This is a genomic window from Plantibacter lichenum (genome assembly GCF_050587525.1).
In the GTDB taxonomy this organism is placed as follows: Bacteria; Actinomycetota; Actinomycetes; order Actinomycetales; family Microbacteriaceae; genus Plantibacter.
This window is the reverse complement of record NZ_JBOBFT010000017.1, coordinates 45,861-64,490: the sequence shown is the minus strand read 5'-3', so window position 1 is coordinate 64,490 and position 18,630 is coordinate 45,861. Positions and strand designations below refer to the sequence as shown.

The following is an 18,630-nucleotide window of genomic DNA, read 5'->3' as shown; positions in this document are numbered from 1 at the left end:
TGGTCTGACCCGACCTGGTCTGGCCCGACCTGGTCTGGCCCGAACTGGTCCGCGCTGTCCCAGCCTGGCCTGTCCTGACCCGTCAGCCTCCATCGGCGTCGATTCGGTCAGCCCAGTTCGCTCATAACTCCTTCAAATCGACCGGCCGGCCGGGTCGGACCCCCGTGTTTCCGCGGGTACCGAGCCCGGCTGTGTCGATATTGAAGGAGTTGTGCTCGATGTGATCGGGGGGGGCACTTCGACGGGCTCAGTGACCGGGTGGGGCGCTTCGGCAGGCCCCGCGACCGGGGCGGGTGCGCCTACGGGGTGGAGCCAGCCACCGTCGCCTGCATCGGCTCCGCGACCTCCTGCTCCCACGGTGCGGGGAACGGGAAGTAGCGGTCGAGGAAGTCGATGACCGCCGTCGTGCGCTCCTCGACGGAGATCTCCGGTCGGCTGCCGTCGTTCAGGCAGAACATGTCCTGATCGCGTCGCTTGAGCAGCCGGTCCATCTGACCGAGCGACTGCTTGAGCGTCGTCTCGACGTACCGGACCTTCGCCTGCGTCTGCTGCACCGCGCGCCCGGTCATGAGCGCGTAGTAGTGGTACAGCGAGTTCGTGACGGAGATGTTGTCCGCGGCCCGGAAGGCGCTCGCCGCGGTGCGTGCGAACTCGTCGTGGAACTCGTGCTCCATCTCCGCCATGACGCTGCGTCGGAGCGGGGCGGCGCAGTGCTCGAGGTGCCTGGTCGTCACCCGGCCGAAGCGCTCGTGGAGGAGGCGACGATTGACGCGCGCCGCATTCTCGAAGCCGCTGCGAGACGGATCGTTCTTACCGAGACCGATGCGCGTCGACGCCTCCACGAACTTGCTCACGCCGCCGGGGGAGAAGAACAGCTCAGGCAGGACCGGGCGTCCGAGGAACATGTCGTCGTTGGAGTAGAGGAAGTGCTCCGAGAGGCCCTCGATGTGGTGGAGCTGGCTCTCGACGGCCATCGAGTTGTGCGTGGGAAGGGCGTCGAGATCGGCGAAGAAGGCCTCGCTCGGCACGATCGTCACCTTCGGGTGGTCCGCCAGCCAGGCCGGCTTGGGGGAGTCGGTCGCGATGTAGATGTGCCGGATCCAGGGCGCGAAGGTGTGGACGCTTCGCAGCGCGTACTTGAGTTCGTTGATCTGACGGAAGCGGGCATCGGAGTCGTCGCCGTCGCCGACCACGTAGCTCTGCATGCGCTTGGCTCGAGCGCGCTGGAACTCCTCGGACGAGCCGTCGACCCAGGAGAAGACGAGGTCGATCTCGAAGGTGATGTCGCTCGCGAGCGGGTCGAACATGTGCTCGAGCGTGCGCCACGTGCGGCCGTACTTCTCGACGGTCGCCTCGATGGCCTCGCCGCGGGGGAGCGTCGTGCGCATGAGCACGTTCTCCACGGGGGCCTCGATCGCTTCCTCGCCGAAGTGCCAGAACTCGAGCTGGGGTGCCGTCTCCTGACCGTAGCGGAGGCGGCCGATGGGCTCGATGCGCGGCCGGAACAGGCGGAACACGGATCCCTTGTGGCGCCCGGTGAAGAGGCCGTCCGCGAGGAGCATCGGATCGCCGATCGGCTTGCCGCCGTTGGGGCCGGTCGTGATGGGGATGGCGTAGAAGGGGTCGTCGGCGAACGCGTCGGCGAACGCACGCTTCACGCGCTTGCGGAGGGAGCGGTCGACGACGAGGACGGGGCGCTCGTGCTCGCCGCGGACGAGGAGGTACTCGATCTCCGCGCGGTCGAGGGCGGCTGCTGCTGCGAGGAGGTCCTCGGTCATGGACGCGTGGGGCGTGAGGTGCCCGTTGATGAGCGTGTAGACGCCCTTGCGCTGGACGACGTCGGGGCGGTCGAAACGGTTGCTCCGGGAGCCCTGCGTCACGAGGACGAGCTCCGGGGGTGTGCTGAACACGAGTTCCGGCGGGTTCGGGTCCTTCTCGGTTCGCGTGAAGGCACTGGGCGCTACTGGGGCGCCGCTCCGCTGGTTGTCGAGTTCGTTCGTAATTCTGTCCGCCTCTGTGTCTGATCTGATCGTCTGATCTCGTCTGATGGTCATCCGTAGTCTACGTCTGTCGGGTGAATTCGATGTGGGCTTGACCTGGCGGGCGGATCCTGGTCGTTTCGCGGGCTGTGTCGGTCAGCCATTCAGAAGGCTTCGCGTCCGGGGGCGCACGGGTGGATGGGCGCCCGCGCGCACGAGGGCGCGTCCGCCTGTGGACGGCCGATCGGATGCCGCAGGCGTTCCGACTACGATTGAGGCCATGGTGAGCATGGCGGAATCTTTGGAGCGCCTGCAGGATCTGGCATCCTCGCCGGTGGTCTCCCGTGTGGCGTCGGCGTTCGTCGACGCAGGGTACGAACTGGCGCTCGTGGGCGGTCCCGTGCGCGATGCGATGCTCGGGCGCCACGTGAGCGACCTCGACTTCACCTCGAACGCCACCCCGGATCAGATCCTCGCCGTCCTGAAGCCCATCGCGGACGCGTGGTGGGACGTCGGACGCGAGTTCGGTACGATCGGCGCGAAGGTCTCGGCGAGGAAGGCGGACGGAGCGGCCGATGCCGGTGAGCGCGAATCCGGAACGGTCGAGATCACGACCTACCGCGCCGATGCCTACGACGGTGTCACCAGGAAGCCCGTCGTCGCGTTCGGCGACACGCTCGAAGGCGACCTCCGCCGCCGCGACTTCACCGTCAACTCGATGGCCCTGCGCGTGCCGCAGGTGACCCTCGTCGACCCGTCCGGCGGTGTCGAGGACCTCGTCGCCGGGGTGCTCCGCACGCCCAGCTCGCCGGAGACCTCGTTCGGCGACGACCCGCTGCGCATGCTGCGTGGCGCCCGGTTCGCGTCACAGCTCGGCTTCCGACCGGACGACGACGTCGTGGCGGCGATGGAGGCGATGCGCGACACGATCGGCATCGTGAGCGCCGAGCGCATCCAGACGGAACTCAGCAAGCTGTTGCTCACGGACTCGCCGCGTGCCGGCATCGAGCTGCTCGTCGACACCGGTCTGGCGGACATCGTGCTGCCGGAGGTGCCGGCGCTGCGCCTCGAACCCGACGAGCACCACCACCACAAGGACGTCTACCAGCACTCGCTCACGGTCCTCGAACAGGCCATCGGCTACGAGAAGGAGCGGCACCCGGGGGACGAGCCGGACCTTGTCCTGCGCTGGGCGGCCCTTCTCCACGACATCGGCAAGCCCGCGACCAAGCGGACCGGCCCCGGTGCCGCCGTCACCTTCTACCACCACGACATCGTCGGTTCGAAGCTCGCCAAGAAGCGCCTCACCGCGCTCCGGTACGACGGCGACACGATCAAGAGCGTCGCCCGTCTCGTCGAGCTGCACATGCGCTTCTTCGGCTACTCGGAGGGCGTCTGGGCGGATTCTGCGGTGCGACGGTACGTGCGCGATGCCGGCCCGCTCCTCGAACGCCTCCACATGCTCGTCCGGGCCGACGTCACGACGCGGAATCGCCGCAAGGCCGATCGTCTCGGGTTCGCCTACGACGACCTCGAGGCGCGCATCGCGGAGCTCCAGGAGCAGGAGGAGTTGGGCGCGGTCCGTCCCGACCTCGACGGCAACCGGATTCAGGAGGTCCTCGGCATCAAGCCCGGCCGCGAGGTGGGCGAGGCGTACCGCTGGCTGCTCGAACTCCGGCTCGACGAGGGGCCCCTCGGCGAAGAGGAGGCGGAGCGGCGTCTCCTCGCCTGGTGGTCCACACGCTCCTAACCCACCCTCTGCCCGCCCAAACCTCCGTTTTCGTGCAATACGCCCATTTTCGAGGGCCCGTATTGCACGAAAACGGAGGTCTGGGGGCTAGGGCGTGAGGAAGCGCGCAGCGAAGTTGCCCTCGAAGCCGAACGGCGCATCGACCTCGGCGGAGACCGCGTCGAACCGCATGCCGATGTGCCGGTCCGGCCGATCGGGCGTCCACCCGGGGTCACCGCTCGCGATGAACGTGACCCACGCTCCGTGCGCGGCATCGGCGATCGCCTGCGGCGGGTTGGCTCCCGTGTTGCGTTCGCCGACGTTCTCGCCGTCGAGCCGATCCCACACGAACGGCAGTTCGATGCAGTGCTGCGCCATCCCCGTGTCCGCTGAGGGATAGGCGAAGTCATAGGTCCAGGTGTCCGCGACACCGCCCGGCGCGGGCGACGGCGACGGCGCCGACCCGGACCCAGTGCCGGACCCAGTGCCGGACCCAGTCCCGGACCCGGACCCAGGCGCGGATGCCGGCGCAGCCGACTGCGCCTGCTCGGCCTTCGCCGCGAACACGGCACGCTTCCGGACGACCTTCGCGACGCCGAAGCGGAACACGGCGTCGGTCATGAGCTGGCCGAGCGTGTCCGCGGTGTCGAGGCCGGGACGGGCCGACGCGTAGATGCGGGCTCCGGCGCCGCTCAGCCCGGCGAGACGGAGCGCGGCCTTCCTCGGCACGGCGCGAAGCACCGTCCGGAGCCGGTCGAGGAGCATCGTCACCTCGTTCGAGGTCGCTCCGATGAGCAACGGCTTGTCGGCCCCGATGCCGCGCGCGAACGCCTGCGCGAGTGGCATCGGGATGAGCTCGCCGTCGACGACGGGACCCCACTGCATCGTCGAATCCTCACCGGAGACGATCGCGCGGAGGCCCGCCGGTGTGAGCCGGATCGCCTTCTTGGACAGGGCGCTCTGTGCGTCGAACACCCGCTGTTCCGGCACCGATGCGAAGCCGTCGCGATCAGGACTCACGCCGAGCGATGACGCGAGCGCGGCGGTCCACCGTTCAGCGACGGCGGGGGAGACCTCGGCGGCGGCGGGGGACTCGGCGACCGCCGACCGGAAGAGCGGCTGGGCCGACGGCATCGAGAGCAGCGTCAGAACGGCCGTGCCGCCCGCGCTCTGCCCACCGATCGTCACCCGGCCGGGATCGCCGCCGAAGCCCGCGATGTTGTCCCGCACCCACTCCAGAGCGAGGAGCCAGTCGAGGACCGCACGGTTCGACGGTGCTCCGGGGATGACGCCGAAACCGTCGAAGCCCAGCCGGTAGGACACGGACACGACCACGACGCCGTCGCGGGGGAACGATCCGCCCGCGTACCAGGAGGACGACGGCGAGCCCGTGGTGAACCCGCCGCCGTGGATCCACACGAACACGGGGAGAGCCGCGGAGCGATCGCCGGGCTTCGGCGTGAACACGTTGACGCGGAGCGTGTCGTCCCCGGGGTAGGAGGGCTCCGGGATCGCCGTGATCCCGGTCATGTAGTCGCGGAGCGGGGTTGCGCCGTATGCGTCCGCCTGGCGGGTCCCGGCCCACGGTGACCGGGGGACGGGAGCCGCGAACCGGAGCTCTCCGACGGGCGGCTCGGCGTAGGGGATCCCGAGGAACGCGGCCTGAGTCTGCCCCGTCCACACGCCGCGCACGGCTCCGGCCTGGGTCTTGACGATCGGCGTTTCCCGCATCGCACCAGCCTAGGTCGCTCTGCCGTCCGTCCCCTCTTCGACCGCCGTAACTCCTTCGATTTCGACGGCGCTCGCCGCCGCGCCCCGGAATTCCGCGGGGCCAGTCTCGCCCGTGTCGAAATCGAAGGAGTTACGGTGGGGCGCACAGGTGCTCACGGCTGGCGGTCACCGTTTTCCCACGCAACGAATGCGCGGAGTCCACCCGCAGATGCTAGCCTCCCAAGTCAGAACATGCGGCGCCCGGACGCGTGTGCACCACCACCGCGCTGGTGATCACCTCGCACCGGGTCGCGTTCTCGTCCTGCTGGAGTCCGCTCCCGGCGGCTCGGGAGCCGTCGGACCCCCCAGGCCGCCTCCACGGCCGTCCGAGTCGTTCAGATCAGAAGGACCCCATGCGCAAGCGCCTCCTCCCTCTTGCTGTCGTCGCAGCCTCCGCCATCGCCCTCACCGGCTGCTCCGCCGGCGCCTCCTCGTCCGAGAAGACCACGGTCACCGTGCGACTCTGGGATTCCGCCGTCGCGAAGGCCTACAAGACATCGTTCGCCGCGTTCGAGAAGGAGAACCCGGACGTCGACGTCAAGATCGATGTCGTCCCGTGGGCCGACTACTGGACCGATCTCCGCACCGACGTCGCGGGCATGTCCGCACCGGACGTGTTCTGGGTCAACAACTCCTACTTCGGCGCCTACGCGGACAGCGGCAGCCTCCTCGACGTCGGCAAGACGCTCGGCGATGACGCTCAGCAGGCCTGGTCGCCGACGGTCGTCAAGCAGTTCACGCGTGACGGCAAGCTGTGGGCCGTCCCGCAGCTCTCGGACGCCGGCATCGCCGTCTATTACAACAAGACCCTCCTCGACGCCGCGAAGATCGCGCCGAAGGACCTCGACGACCTCACCTGGTCTCCCGATGCCACGAAGGACACCTTCCTGCCCATCGCCAAGCGCCTGACGAAGGACGCGGCCGGCGTCACCGCCGACCAGCCCGGCTTCGACCCGGCGACGACCACGCAGTACGGAACGAACATCGCCTACGACCTGCAGGCGATCCTGCTGCCCTACATCGGCTCCAACGGCGGCACCTTCCAGAACGGCGACGACTTCGCCTTCGCCGAGCCGAAGACCGAGGAATCGATCTCGTACCTCGTGAACGCGATCAATACCGCCAAGGTCGCTCCACCCGCAGCCGACACGACCGCGAACGGCGACTTCAGCCGGGATGCCTTCGTGCAGGGCAAGATCGCGATGTTCCAGTCCGGGTTGTACAACCTCAAGAACATCTCCGAGAACGCGAAGTTCGACTGGGGCGTCGCCCGCATCCCCGCCGGTCCCGCTGGCGCGGTCAGCGTGACCAACGGCATCGCTGCGGCCGGAAACGCCGCGACGAAGCACCCGGACGCCGTCAAGAAGGTCCTCGCCTGGATGGGCAGCAAGGCCGGCAACGCACCCATCGGCGCCGACGGTGCCGCCGTTCCCGCGGTGAAGGCCGCGCAGAAGGGCTACTTCTCGTACTGGAAGCGAGAGAAGGTCGACGTGCAGCCGTTCTTCGACGTCATCGCGGGCAAGGCCAAGACGATCCCGGCGCCGCAGGGAGCCCGATTCGACAAGGGGCTGGCCGCGTACGATCCGATCTTCGCGAGCATCTTCGCCGGGACGACCCCCGTTCCCGATGGCCTGAAGAAGGCCCAGGAAGCGGCGAACTCCGCGCTCAACGACTGATCGCTTCGGCGCCACTGCGTCGCGCATAACTCCTTCGATTTCGACATCGCTGAAACGGCTGCCCCGTGATTCCGGGGCAGCCGTTTCTGCATCTGCGCAAATTGAAGGAGTTGTGTGCAATATGCGAAATGCCATTCGACAGGCGAAATCGGTGGCTGATGTTTCCTGCGGGTAACGAATCCGCACCGGATACGCATCTCCATTGATGAATATGTATGGACCGTGTTGTAATCCTCTACAAGCGCGCGCCGGATCCCTTGGTGCGCGCCTTCTCTTACACAGAAACGAGGTCGACATTCATGTCATCCCCACGTAGCGGATTCCGCCGAAGCGCCGTCGTGCTCGCCGGTGTGTCCGTCACCGCCCTCGCACTCGTCGGTTGCTCCGGCGGCGGCGGAGGCAACAGCTCCTCCGGCGGCAGCGGCACGATCACGATCGGAACGACCGACAAGGTCACGACGCTCGACCCCGCCGGCTCGTACGACAACGGCTCGTTCGCCGTGATGAACCAGGTCTTCCCGTTCCTCATGAACACCCCGTACGGCAGCCCCGACGTCGCCCCCGACATCGCGGAATCCGGCGAATTCACCTCGCCCACGGAATACACGGTGAAGCTCAAGAAGGGCCTGAAGTTCGCGAACGGCAACGACCTCACATCCTCCGACGTGAAGTTCAGCTTCGACCGCCAGCTCGCCATCGCAGCCGACAACGGTCCGTCGAGCCTGCTCCAGAACCTCGAGAAGACCGACGCGCCAGACGACCTGACCGTCGTGTTCACGCTCAAGTCGGAGAACGACCAGACCTTCCCGCAGGTGCTCTCGAGCCCGGCCGGGCCCATCGTCGATGAAGACGTGTTCTCGCCCACCGAAGTCACCTCGGACGCGGACATCGTCAAGGGCAAGGCGTTCGCCGGCCAGTACGAGATCTCCAGCTACAAGTTCAACGACCTCATCGGCTACAAGAAGTTCGACGGCTACAAGGGACTCCTCGAGCCGGCGAAGACCGCATCGGTCAACGTGAAGTACTACACGGACGAGTCGAACCTGAAGCTCGACGTGCAGAAGGGCAACATCGACGTCGCCTTCCGCAGCCTGTCCGCCACGGACATCGCCGACCTGAAGAAGGACGACAAGGTCAAGATCGTCGACGGCCCCGGCGGCGAGATCCGCTACGTCGTGTTCAACTTCAACACGATGCCGTACGGCGCGACCACGCCGGAAGCCGACGCCGCGAAGGCGCTCGCCGTCCGCCAGGCCGCTGCCGATCTCGTCGACCGCGACGCGATCGCGAAGGACGTCTACAAGGAGACCTACACGCCGCTGTACTCCTACGTCCCCGCTGGCCTGACCGGCGCGACGGAATCCCTCAAGGGCCTCTACGGCGACGGCAAGGGCGGTCCAGACGCCGACAAGGCGAAGCAGACCCTCGAGGCCGCCGGCGTGACCACCCCGGTCAAGCTCAACCTGCAGTACAACGGTGACCACTACGGTTCGGGCTCCGGCGACGAGTACGCCGCCGTCAAGGACCAGCTGGAGCAGGGCGGCCTGTTCGAGGTCAACCTGCAGCAGACGGAGTGGGTGCAGTACTCCAAGGACCGCACGGCCGATGTGTACCCCGCGTACCAGCTCGGTTGGTACCCGGACTACTCCGACGCGGACAACTACCTGACGCCGTTCTTCCTCGAAGGTGGATTCCTCAAGAACCACTACAACAACGAAGAGGTCAACTCGCTCATCCGTGAGCAGGTCTCGACGGTGGACACCACGCAGCGCACCAAGCTCATCGAGGAGATCCAGGACAAGGTCGCAGCCGACCTGTCGACGATCCCGCTGCTGCAGGGTTCTCAGGTCGCGGTCGTGGGCAAGGACGTCAAGGGCACCACGCTCGACGCTTCGTTCAAGTTCCGGTACGCGCCGATCAGCAAGTAGCGCGAAAGATATCTGATGGTCAGCTAAGCTGACTGACACGTCCGGCCGGGGTGGGCAGCAATGACCACCCCGGCCGAACTGTCTGACATCATGGGTCTCGTGCATCGAGGAGGATTCACCGTATGACGACTGCTGTCGCGTCACCACCACCGAAAACCGCTCGGAAACGGTCGTCTGGAGGTGGTCTCTGGCGCTACCTGCTGATTCGTTTCCTGCTGATCATCCCCACGATCTTCATCCTCGTGACGCTCGTCTTCGTGCTCATGCGCCTCACGGGTGATCCGATCACGGCGGCCCTCGGCGGCCGACTCCCACCGGAACAGCTGGCGGAACGCATCAGTGCCGCCGGGTACGACCGGCCGATCATCGTCCAGTACTTCGAGTACGTCGGTCAGATCTTCACGGGCAACTTCGGAACCACGATCTCCGACAACCGTCCGGTGACCGAGATCCTCCTGACCTACGGCGCGGCAACCCTCGAGCTCGCGTTCTACGCGCTCATCGTCGCGTTCATCGTCGGCATCCCGCTCGGCATGATCGCCGCCTACCGCCGTGACAAGTGGCAGGATGCGAGCCTGCGGGTCTTCGCGATCCTCGCCTACGCGACGCCCGTCTTCTTCGCCGGTCTGTTGCTCAAGCTCATCTTCTCGGTGTGGCTGGGCGTCCTGCCGGTCGCCGGTCGCGCGTCCACGGGGACCGACCTCAATCTGCAGACCGTCGAGAATCCGACGGGCATCTACCTCATCGACGCGATTCGATTGGGCGATGGCGATGCGATCGGCGACGTCCTCTCCCACGCGGTCCTCCCGGCGCTCGCGCTCGGCCTCCTGACCGCCGGCGTCTTCCTGCGGCTCGTCCGGACGAACGTCATCGGCACGCTCGGCTCCGGCTACGTCGACGCGGCCCGCTCACGCGGCGTGAGCGAGTACCGCCTCGTGGCGAAGCACGCCTACCGGCCGGCGCTCATCCCGATCATCACCGTCATCGGCCTCCAGATCGCGCTCCTCCTCGGCGGCGCGGTCCTCACGGAGACGACGTTCGAGTGGAAGGGCCTCGGCTTCATGCTGAGCGAGTACCTGAAGGCCCGCGACTTCGTGGCGGTCCAGGGGATCGTCGCCCTGCTGGCGGTGATCGTCGCCCTCACCAACTTCATCGTCGACATCATCGCGGCGATCATCGACCCGAGAGTGCGGTACTGACATGACCACCTCACCAGTCGTCACGCCCGATTCCGCAGTGGATTCCGCATCGGCAAAACGGCCGCTGCGGGACCGTCTGCCCGTCGTGAAGCAGTTCCGCCAATCGGTCGGTCTGCAGCGCGGGATGCTCGTCGTCGGCCTCGTCGTCACGGGCGTCTTCATCCTCATCGCGCTCTTCGCGCCCTTCATCGCGCCCTTCAAATTCAACCAGCTGCGCGGCCCGGACGGCACCTTCGGCACCCAACAGCCGCCCGGCCCCGTCAACCTCCTCGGGACGACGGTCGGTGGATACGATGTGCTGTCCCGCGTGCTCTGGGGTGCTCAGACCGCGTTCCTCGTCATCGTGTGCGCGCTCATCCTCTCCCTGTTCATCGGGGTGCTCCTCGGCCTCGTCTCCGGTTACTTCGGCGGCTGGCTCGACCGCATCCTCGTCGTCGTGTGCGACGCCGTGTACGCGTTCCCGTCGCTCCTGCTCGCGATCGTCATGTCGATCGTGATCAGCCGCGGGCAGTCCAGCCTGTGGGGCGGCATCCTCGCGGCGGCGATCTCGATCACGGTCGTGTTCATCCCGCAGTACTTCCGGGTCATCCGCTCCGAGGTCGTCCGCATCAAGGGCGATGCGTTCGTCGAGTCCGCGAAGGTCATCGGCGCGTCGAACTCCCGCATCATGTTCCGGCACATCCTCCGGAATGCGACGAGGACGTTGCCGCTCATCATCACGCTCAACGCGTCCGAAGCGGTCCTCACGCTCGCCGGCCTCGGCTTCCTCGGCTTCGGCATCGAACCGACCGCCGCCGCCGAGTGGGGCTACGACCTCAACCGCTCCGTCTCCGACGTGACGAGCGGAATCTGGTGGACCGCCGTGTTCCCCGGTGTCGCGATCGTGCTCGTCGTCCTCGGCATCACGCTCGTCGGCGAAGGCCTCAACGACCTGTCCGACCCGCGTCTGCGCGGTCGTCGTCGCGTCGGCGCCTCATCCGGCGTCGTCGCCGCGACCTCGAGCATCTCGACCCTCGGCGGGACCCCGGACACGCCAGGCGGTGCCGGGTTCGAGGACGCGGAGGCGCTCGGGCTGATCAGCGACGACGCGGCAGCGAGCGATGCAGAGACCCGACGAGAGGACGAACGATCATGAGCGACCGCACCACCGACATCGTCACGATCACCGACCTCGGCGTCTCCTTCTCCACCGACGCCGGCGCCGTGAAGGCGATCAACGACATCTCCTTCTCCGTCGCGGCGCGCGAGATCGTCGCGATCGTCGGCGAATCCGGCTCGGGCAAGACCGTGACCGCGAAGACGATCCTCGGCCTCCTCCCGGAGACCGCCGTGGCGAGCGGCGCCGTGATCCTGCGGAGCCGCGACGGCGCATCGGAACAGGACGTCATCTCGGCGAACCCCGAACAGCTGCGGCAGATCCGCGGAGGCGACGCGGCGATGGTCTTCCAGGAGCCGTCGACGGCCCTCAACCCCGTCTACAAGGTGGGTTGGCAGATCGCCGAGGGCCTGCGCGCGCACGGTTCGTACACGAAGGCCGAGGCGCGGGCGAAGGCCATCGACATCATGCGTCGGGTGGGCATCCCGGACCCGGAGGAACGGGTCGACCACTACCCGCACCAGTTCTCCGGCGGGCAGAAGCAGCGCATCGTCATCGCCATGGCCCTCGTGCTCGACCCCGGCCTGATCGTGGCCGACGAACCGACGACCGCGCTCGACGTGACCGTGCAGGCCGAGATCCTCGACCTCCTGCGCCGGTGTCGCGACGAGTTTGGGACGGCGATCGTCCTCATCACCCACAACATGGGCGTCGTCGCGGACCTCGCCGACCGAGTCGTCGTCATGTACCAGGGCGACATCGTCGAAGAGGCGCCCGTGCGCGAACTGTTCGCGACGCCGAAGGCGGACTACACGAAGCGGCTGCTGGCCGCCGTGCCGCACGTCGGCCGGGGCAAGAGCGCCGTCGTCTCCGAGGTGGGGCGCGTCGCGGAACTGGCGAAGGCCGCACCCGTCGTGACCGCGCGCGGACTCGAGATCGAGTATCCGGGCCGCTTCGGCCGTTCCGGCTTCCGCGCGGTCAAGAGCGTCGACTTCACGATCCACTCCGGCGAAGTCCTCGGGCTCGTCGGCGAATCCGGATCCGGCAAGACGACCATCGGGCGCGCCATCGCGGGCCTCACGAAAGTGACGGGCGGCTCGCTGTCCGTGCTCGGCGTCGAGATGAACGGTGTCAAGGAGCGGGAGTTCGCACCGAAACGACGCGAGATCGGCTTCGTGTTCCAGGACCCGGCGACGAGCTTCAACCCACTGCTGACGATCGCGGAGTGCGTCGCGGAACCGCTCGTCGTGCACGGCCGGTTCGGAGACTCCCGGGCCGCTCGCCGGCGGGTCGATGAACTCCTCGAAGCCGTCCAACTGCCGAAGGCGTACGGGGACCGCTACCCGCACGAGCTCTCCGGCGGGCAGCGGCAGCGCGCATCGCTCGCCCGGGCGCTCGCGCTCGAACCCGCCCTGCTCATCGCCGACGAGCCCACCTCGGCGCTCGACGTCTCGGTGCAGGCGCGTGTCCTCGAACTGTTCGCGGAACTGCAACGGGAGTTCGGGTTCGCGTCGCTCTTCATCAGCCACGACCTCGCCGTCGTCGACATCCTCGCCGACCGCATCATCGTCCTGTACCGGGGCGACATCGTCGAGGAGGGGTCCGGCGCCGACGTGCTCGGCAGCCCGAAGGACGTCTACACGCAGCGCCTCCTGGCATCGCTCCCCGTACCCGATCCCGATGCGCAGGCGACCCGTCGTGAGGACCTCCGCCGGTTGACGGTGGGGTCGTAGGGGGACTTCGTCGCTGTTCTGCCCTCTGTGATGTCCCTGCCGGCGTTCCGTGTCCGGGACGTCGGGGCCCTTCGACAGGCTCGGGGACCGGGTGGGGCTCGGTGCGGAGACCGGCGTCGGCGGTGGGGTGCAGACTGGTTGGATGCATCTCGCCGTCCATCAACTGCCGGGTGGACGGATCCGCATCGTGGACGTCGGAGACGACGAGGGCGCGGGCCGTCCGTCCGCCCCGAACCCGACTCCGTTCGCTGAGCCCTCCGCCCTGGTCCTTGAGCCCTCCGCTCCGGTCCCTGAGCTTGTCGAAGGGCGCCCGACCCCGACCCCGATCGACCTCACCCTCACCGCCGCCGACTTCCCCGCCGCCGTCCGCCGTCTCGAAGCCAACGCCCCGCGCTGGGTCTGGGACGACACGGCCGCCTGGTACCCGCGTCTCCTCGCAGCCGGCGTGCGCGTCTCTCGCTGCGTCGACCTGCGCCTCTGCCACCTGATCCTCCGCGCATCCGTCTTCACGGCCGGTTCGGCGCTCGCCGCAGCGCCGCCGGGTCCGTGGGACGTGGCGATCGATCCACGGATCGCTCAGCGGGCGGAGTCGGCCGGGGCGCTGTTCGACCTCGACGCGCCCGAGGGGGAGCGGGACACGATCGCGGAGTTCGCGCTCCAACGGGATGCGGTGGCCGGGGCGAGTGCGCAGGGCCGGTCCCACCTCGCGCTCCTCCTCGCCGCGGAGTCCGCGGGAGCCCTCATCGCCGCAGAGATGACGTTCGCGGGGCTCCCGTGGGACGCCATCGCCCACGATCGGCTCCTCGAAGAGGTCCTCGGCCCGAAGCCCGCCCCCGGGATGCGGCCCGCCCTGCTCACGGCCGTCCTCGACGAGGTGTGCGCTGCTCTCGGCGTCGACGAGCTGTATCCGGAGTCGCCCGGCGAACTCCTCAAGGCCCTGCAACGCGCCGGTCTCAACGTCACCTCGACGAGGTCGTGGGAGCTGCAGGAGATCGAGCACCCCGTCATCGAGCCGCTCCTCCGCTACAGGAAGCTCTCGCGCCTCATGACGGCGAACGGCTGGAACTGGGTCGAGACGTGGGTGAAGGACGGTCGGTTCCGTCCCGTCTACGTGCCCGGCGGGGTCGTCACCGGTCGGTGGGCATCGGACGGCGGGGGAGCGCTGCAGTTGCCGCATCAGATCCGGCGCGCCGTCATCGCGGATCCCGGCTGGTTGTTCGTCGTGGCCGATGCCGCGCAGCTGGAACCGCGCATCCTCACGGCGATGTCCGGCGACGTCGCGATGGCGGACGCCGGCCGCGGCGTGGATCTGTACCAGGGCATGGTCGATGTCGGAGCGGTCGACACCCGTCCGCACGCGAAGATCGCGATGCTCGGGGCGATGTACGGCGCGACGACGGGGGAGAGCGGGCGGCTCCTGCCGCGGCTCACGAAGGCGTTCCCGCACGCGATCCAGTTCGTCGAGGATGCAGCTCGTGCCGGGGAACGCGGCGAGCGGGTCCACACCAGGCTTGGGCGGACATCGCCGATCCCCGGCCGCGAGTGGCACGAGCTGCAGTCGGCGGCGTCGACCGAGTCGGCGACCGAGGGGATCACGCGCCGTGCCCGTACGGAGGCGCGGAGCTGGGGTCGGTTCACGCGCAACTTCGTGGTGCAGGGGACGGCGGCGGAGTGGGCGCTGTGCTGGATGGCCGGTCTCCGCACGCGTCTGCAGGCGCTCGCGGGCGACGCCTTCGTGACCGACTCCGCGCACCTCGTCTTCTTCCTGCACGACGAGATCGTCGTCCACTGCCCAGAGGCGCAGGCGGAGGACGTCGTCGCGATCGTCCGTGCGTCCGCCGCAGAGGCCGGCCGGCTCATCTTCGGTGCCGCGCCCGTCGACTTCCCGGTCACGACTGCCGTGGTCCGCACCTACGCCGAAGCCAAATAGCTCGCTCTCCTTCCCGTCACTCTTCTGCCGAGGGGCCCCAAAGTGCGGGTGCGACGGCCCGACACCCGCACTTTGGGACCCCTCGGCAGAAAAAAGCTGGGGATTTCGGCGGAGGTGTCGATTTGGGAGAGTGGTGTTCGACGTATGGATATGAGGTGGTTCCGGACAGAGGAGCCGCCGAAGCGACACGACAGAAGAAGGTAGCCCTCATGAAGTACATGCTCATCATGCGATCCACCCCCGAAGCCGACGCGGCTGGCGCCGAGATCCCCTTCGAGGAGATCATCGAGGCCATGGGGAAGTACAACGAATCCCTCATCGAGGCGGGCGTGCTCCTCTCCGCCGAGGGTCTCGCCCCGGTCGAGGAGGGCTTCGTCGTCGACTTCGACTCCACGCCGCCCGTCATCTCCGACGGCCCGTACGCCGAAGCGAAGGAACTCTTCAACGGGTTCTGGATCATCGAGACCGCCACGAAGGAAGAAGCCGCGGAATGGGCGAGCCGCTGCCCTCTCGGCCCCGGTGTCAAGCTCGAAGTGCGTCGCGTCCAGACGCTCGACGAGTTCGACCAGGACAACGAGTACATCCAGCGCGAGGCCGAGTGGCGCGAGTCGAACGACGCCGCTTCCACGAACTGACGCGCAGCATCCGAACGACAAGCACCCGATGACGACGATGCCGGAGCCGGGCGGGACCGCGAATGAAGCGGACCGCTCGGCTCGGGCGCGCCGTGCCGTGGAAGCGGTGTGGCGCATCGAATCGGCGAAGATCGTCGCGACGCTCACCCGTATGGTCGGCGACTTCGGTCTCGCCGAGGACCTGGCGCAGGAGGCGCTCGCGGACGCGCTCGTGCAGTGGCCGGAGTCCGGGACGCCGCAGAACCCGGGCGCCTGGTTGACGGCCGTGGCCAAGCGCAAGGCGATCGACGGCTGGCGCAGGCGTGAACGGCTCGACGACCGGTACGCGGCGATGGCGCACGAGCTGCGGGAGGAGACGGATCCGGACGCGCTGCCGTGGGATCCCGATCACATCGATGACGACGTGCTCCGGCTCGTCTTCATCTCCTGTCACCCCGTCCTCTCGCGTGAGGCGCAGGTCGCGTTGACGCTGCGTGTGGTCGGCGGTCTGACGAGCGAGGAGGCCGCGCGGGCGTTCCTCGTGCCGACGGCGACCATGCAGCAGCGCATCGTCCGCGCGAAGAAGACGCTGGCCGCCGCGAAGGTGCCGTTCGAGGTGCCGGACCGGTCGGCGTATCCGGAGCGGCTCGCATCGGTCCTCGGAGTGCTGTACCTGGTGTTCAACGAGGGCTATGCGGCGACCTCCGGCGACGACTGGATGCGGCCGGAGCTGTGCCGCGAGGCGTTGCGGCTCTCCCGTCTGCTCGTCGGGCTGGTCCCGAAGGAGCCGGAGGCGCACGCGCTCGTAGCGCTCATGGAGTTCCAGTCGTCGCGATTCGGCGCCAGAACCACGCGTGACGGCGAACCGATCCTCCTCCTCGACCAGGATCGGACGCGGTGGGACCGCGCGCAGATCGTCCGCGGGTCCGCCGCACTGGCCCGTGCCGATGCGCTGGGGCGTGGACGCGGCGCGTACGGGCTGCAGGCGGCGCTCGCCGAATGCCACGCGACCGCGCGCACCGCTGCGGAGACGGACTGGGAGCGCATCGTCGTCCTCTACGAAGCACTGGGCCGGTTGGCGCCGTCGCCTGTCGTGGAACTGAACCGGGCGGCAGCCGTCTCGATGGCGACGGGCCCGGCATCGGCGCTCCGCATCATCGATTCGCTCGTCGCGGGCGGCCAGTTGGCCGGTTCGCACCTGTTGCCGAGCGTCCGGGCGGAGCTCCTCGTCAGGCTCGGCCGTCTCGATGAGGCGCGCGCCGACTTCACCCGGGCGGCATCGCTCACCGCCAACGCGCGTGAGCAGTTCCACCTCCGCTCCCGCGCCGCCTCCCTCTAACCCCGGCCTCCGGCCTCCCGCCTCCGGCCTCCCGCCTCCGGCCTCCCGCCTCCGGCCTCCCGCCTCCGGCCTCCGGCCTACTTCTGCCGAGGGGTCCCAAGTTGCGGGTGTGAGCGCGCCGGACCCGCACTTTGGGACCCCTCGGCAGAAGGAGGGGCGGGAGGGGCGGGAGGGGCGGCGGAGGCGAGGGCGAGGCCCGCAGCGTGGACGAAGGTCTCGAGGGGACCGCGGCGATGCGTGGCCGCGATGAGCCAGCCGATCAGGAGCGCAACGACCACGTGCGCAGCCCACAGCTGGGGACTCGAGATGAGCCACCCGGCGTCGTCCCTCACGAACCAGGCGATGCCGTCGCCGATCGCGACGAGGAGCACGTGCGACGCATAGACGGTAAGCGGCGCGGCTCCGGCACCCGTCAGCGGCATGAGCGCTGTCCGCCAGCGCGCGCTCAGCACGAGGCCGAGCGCGAGGCAGAGCCCGATGACGGCCGCCGCGATGCCCGCCGTGAACGCGAGGTCGAGCGTTGTCCCGCTGTGCGGCGATCGTCCCGCCAGCCACCACACGGAGTCCGTGGGACTCGTGCCGTACATGCCGTCGGCCAGTTGCGCCTCGATCGCACGGGTCGTGCCGAGGCCGAGCCCGTCGGCGATCGCCTGCACGCCGCCGAGCGGCCCGAGGAGGAGTGCGCTGAGCCGGTCCGCGAGGATGGCGGTCACCGCACCGATGCCGGCGAGCACGAGGGAGAACCGCCGGAGCGTCCCGGCTGCGCGCGCCGCGAGCATCCCGCGCCCGATCGCCATCCCCACGAGCACGTAGACGATCCAGGTGAGCGCCGGGTACACGCCGGTGAGGAGGATGCCGCGGCCGAACGCGGCCGGGTCGGCGAGGTCGAACCAGGAGGCGCTGCCGATCTCCGGCGAAGGCACATCGTTCCCGATGCCGCTGCGCCACAGGTGCGAGACGAACGGCCACACGACGGCCCACACGGCAGCGGTGATGAGGAGCGGGCGGATGCGCCAGCGCAGCATCGGGATCGCGAACCAGAACGTGACGCCGTAGTAGACGATGATGACGTACACGCCGCCGGGGATGAGCCCGAGGCAGAGGCCGAGGAGGATCAGGGCGAGTCCGCGACCGAAGACCGCCAGTCGTGCGGCCGCAGCGTTGCCATCCGCGAGCGCGCGCCGTGTGGTGAGGACGATGCCGACGCCGGCGAGCACGGCGAAGAGCGCGGCGGCCTTGCCCGACAGGAGCGCGGTGACGATCGTGTCCTCGCCCGTGTCGAGGTCGGTCGACCAGACGTGGGTGCCCATCATCCCGACGAGGGCGAGGAAGCGGGCGATGTCGAGGCCGACGAGGCGGTCGGCGGTCGCTCGGCGGCGCGTACGATCCGCTCGCAGCGCGCGGTCCCGTGATCCGGGGCGGGGCCAGTCGCCCGGTCTGCGGCCGGGTGGGGTGGGAGCGCCGGGTGTGCTCGGCAGGGCAGGGGCGCCGGGCACGGCGCCGGAGCCGGATGAACCAGGTGGACGGGCCGAGTCGGCGGAGAGGTCCTGCTGGGACACGGCGTTCCTCTCGTTCCGCTGTCGCGGCCTGGCTCCGCGCGGTGTGCGATCAGGGTACCTCGCCCGGTTGCTTCTCGA

The 18,630-nt window shown here is 68.7% G+C and carries 12 protein-coding genes; 9 read left to right on the top strand and 3 right to left on the bottom strand.

The window, feature by feature from the left end; genetic code table 11:
• Positions 1-299 precede the first annotated feature (299 nt).
• Positions 300-2,054 carry a stealth family protein gene (locus tag ACQ3HB_RS18865; protein ID WP_430922203.1) on the bottom strand — a complete coding sequence of 585 codons (1,755 nt, stop codon included), beginning with the start codon at positions 2,052-2,054 and terminating at the stop codon, positions 300-302.
• Between the two features lie 205 nt (positions 2,055-2,259).
• Here ACQ3HB_RS18865 and ACQ3HB_RS18860 point away from each other — a divergent pair, with 205 nt between their 5' ends.
• Positions 2,260-3,729, top strand: coding sequence for a CCA tRNA nucleotidyltransferase (locus ACQ3HB_RS18860; protein ID WP_430922201.1), 1,470 nt, complete (start codon positions 2,260-2,262; stop codon positions 3,727-3,729).
• An 87-nt stretch (positions 3,730-3,816) separates the two neighbouring features.
• On the opposite strand, the gene ACQ3HB_RS18855 is transcribed toward ACQ3HB_RS18860, so the two are convergent.
• Complete coding sequence (locus ACQ3HB_RS18855; protein ID WP_430922199.1) at positions 3,817-5,439, bottom strand: carboxylesterase/lipase family protein; 1,623 nt, start codon at positions 5,437-5,439, stop codon at positions 3,817-3,819.
• Between the two features lie 392 nt (positions 5,440-5,831).
• Here ACQ3HB_RS18855 and ACQ3HB_RS18850 point away from each other — a divergent pair, with 392 nt between their 5' ends.
• The 8 genes from ACQ3HB_RS18850 to ACQ3HB_RS18815 all read left to right on the top strand — a co-directional run bounded on the left by ACQ3HB_RS18850 (position 5,832) and on the right by ACQ3HB_RS18815 (position 16,993).
• A complete protein-coding gene (locus ACQ3HB_RS18850; RefSeq protein ID WP_430922197.1) occupies positions 5,832-7,154 on the top strand; it encodes an ABC transporter substrate-binding protein in 1,323 nt (440 codons plus the stop codon).
• Between the two features lie 299 nt (positions 7,155-7,453).
• Positions 7,454-9,082 carry an ABC transporter substrate-binding protein gene (locus tag ACQ3HB_RS18845; RefSeq protein ID WP_430922195.1) on the top strand — a complete coding sequence of 543 codons (1,629 nt, stop codon included), beginning with the start codon at positions 7,454-7,456 and terminating at the stop codon, positions 9,080-9,082.
• Positions 9,083-9,204: 122 nt separating this feature from the next.
• Entirely contained in the window at positions 9,205-10,281 is a 1,077-nt protein-coding gene (locus ACQ3HB_RS18840; protein WP_430922193.1) for an ABC transporter permease, read from the top strand.
• 1 nt (position 10,282) lies between these two features.
• A complete protein-coding gene (locus ACQ3HB_RS18835; protein WP_430922191.1) occupies positions 10,283-11,416 on the top strand; it encodes an ABC transporter permease in 1,134 nt (377 codons plus the stop codon).
• Positions 11,413-13,110 carry a dipeptide ABC transporter ATP-binding protein gene (locus tag ACQ3HB_RS18830; protein WP_430922189.1) on the top strand — a complete coding sequence of 566 codons (1,698 nt, stop codon included), beginning with the start codon at positions 11,413-11,415 and terminating at the stop codon, positions 13,108-13,110. Before ACQ3HB_RS18835 ends, ACQ3HB_RS18830 begins: the two co-directional genes overlap by 4 nt.
• Positions 13,111-13,252: 142 nt before the next feature.
• A complete protein-coding gene (locus ACQ3HB_RS18825) occupies positions 13,253-15,040 on the top strand; it encodes a bifunctional 3'-5' exonuclease/DNA polymerase (protein WP_430922187.1) in 1,788 nt (595 codons plus the stop codon).
• A gap of 209 nt (positions 15,041-15,249) precedes the next feature.
• Entirely contained in the window at positions 15,250-15,675 is a 426-nt protein-coding gene (locus ACQ3HB_RS18820; protein ID WP_430922186.1) for a YciI family protein, read from the top strand.
• Between the two features lie 37 nt (positions 15,676-15,712).
• Positions 15,713-16,993, top strand: coding sequence for an RNA polymerase sigma factor (locus ACQ3HB_RS18815; RefSeq protein WP_430922246.1), 1,281 nt, complete (start codon positions 15,713-15,715; stop codon positions 16,991-16,993).
• Between the two features lie 77 nt (positions 16,994-17,070).
• Here ACQ3HB_RS18815 and ACQ3HB_RS18810 read toward each other — a convergent pair whose 3' ends face one another.
• Positions 17,071-18,552: a DUF418 domain-containing protein gene (locus tag ACQ3HB_RS18810; protein ID WP_430922184.1), complete on the bottom strand. Its 1,482-nt coding sequence runs from the start codon at positions 18,550-18,552 to the stop codon at positions 17,071-17,073.
• Positions 18,553-18,630: the final 78 nt, after the last annotated feature.

What these genes read in the sequence shown, in the direction of transcription:
- ACQ3HB_RS18865 (WP_430922203.1), bottom strand. Translation starts at nt 2,054, where the DNA reads ATGACCATCAGACGAGATCAGACGATCAGATCAGACACAGAGGCGGAC.
- ACQ3HB_RS18860 (WP_430922201.1), top strand. Translation starts at nt 2,260, where the DNA reads ATGGTGAGCATGGCGGAATCTTTGGAGCGCCTGCAGGATCTGGCATCC.
- ACQ3HB_RS18855 (WP_430922199.1), bottom strand. Translation starts at nt 5,439, where the DNA reads ATGCGGGAAACGCCGATCGTCAAGACCCAGGCCGGAGCCGTGCGCGGC.
- ACQ3HB_RS18850 (WP_430922197.1), top strand. Translation starts at nt 5,832, where the DNA reads ATGCGCAAGCGCCTCCTCCCTCTTGCTGTCGTCGCAGCCTCCGCCATC.
- ACQ3HB_RS18845 (WP_430922195.1), top strand. Translation starts at nt 7,454, where the DNA reads ATGTCATCCCCACGTAGCGGATTCCGCCGAAGCGCCGTCGTGCTCGCC.
- ACQ3HB_RS18840 (WP_430922193.1), top strand. Translation starts at nt 9,205, where the DNA reads ATGACGACTGCTGTCGCGTCACCACCACCGAAAACCGCTCGGAAACGG.
- ACQ3HB_RS18835 (WP_430922191.1), top strand. Translation starts at nt 10,283, where the DNA reads ATGACCACCTCACCAGTCGTCACGCCCGATTCCGCAGTGGATTCCGCA.
- ACQ3HB_RS18830 (WP_430922189.1), top strand. Translation starts at nt 11,413, where the DNA reads ATGAGCGACCGCACCACCGACATCGTCACGATCACCGACCTCGGCGTC.
- ACQ3HB_RS18825 (WP_430922187.1), top strand. Translation starts at nt 13,253, where the DNA reads ATGCATCTCGCCGTCCATCAACTGCCGGGTGGACGGATCCGCATCGTG.
- ACQ3HB_RS18820 (WP_430922186.1), top strand. Translation starts at nt 15,250, where the DNA reads ATGAAGTACATGCTCATCATGCGATCCACCCCCGAAGCCGACGCGGCT.
- ACQ3HB_RS18815 (WP_430922246.1), top strand. Translation starts at nt 15,713, where the DNA reads ATGCCGGAGCCGGGCGGGACCGCGAATGAAGCGGACCGCTCGGCTCGG.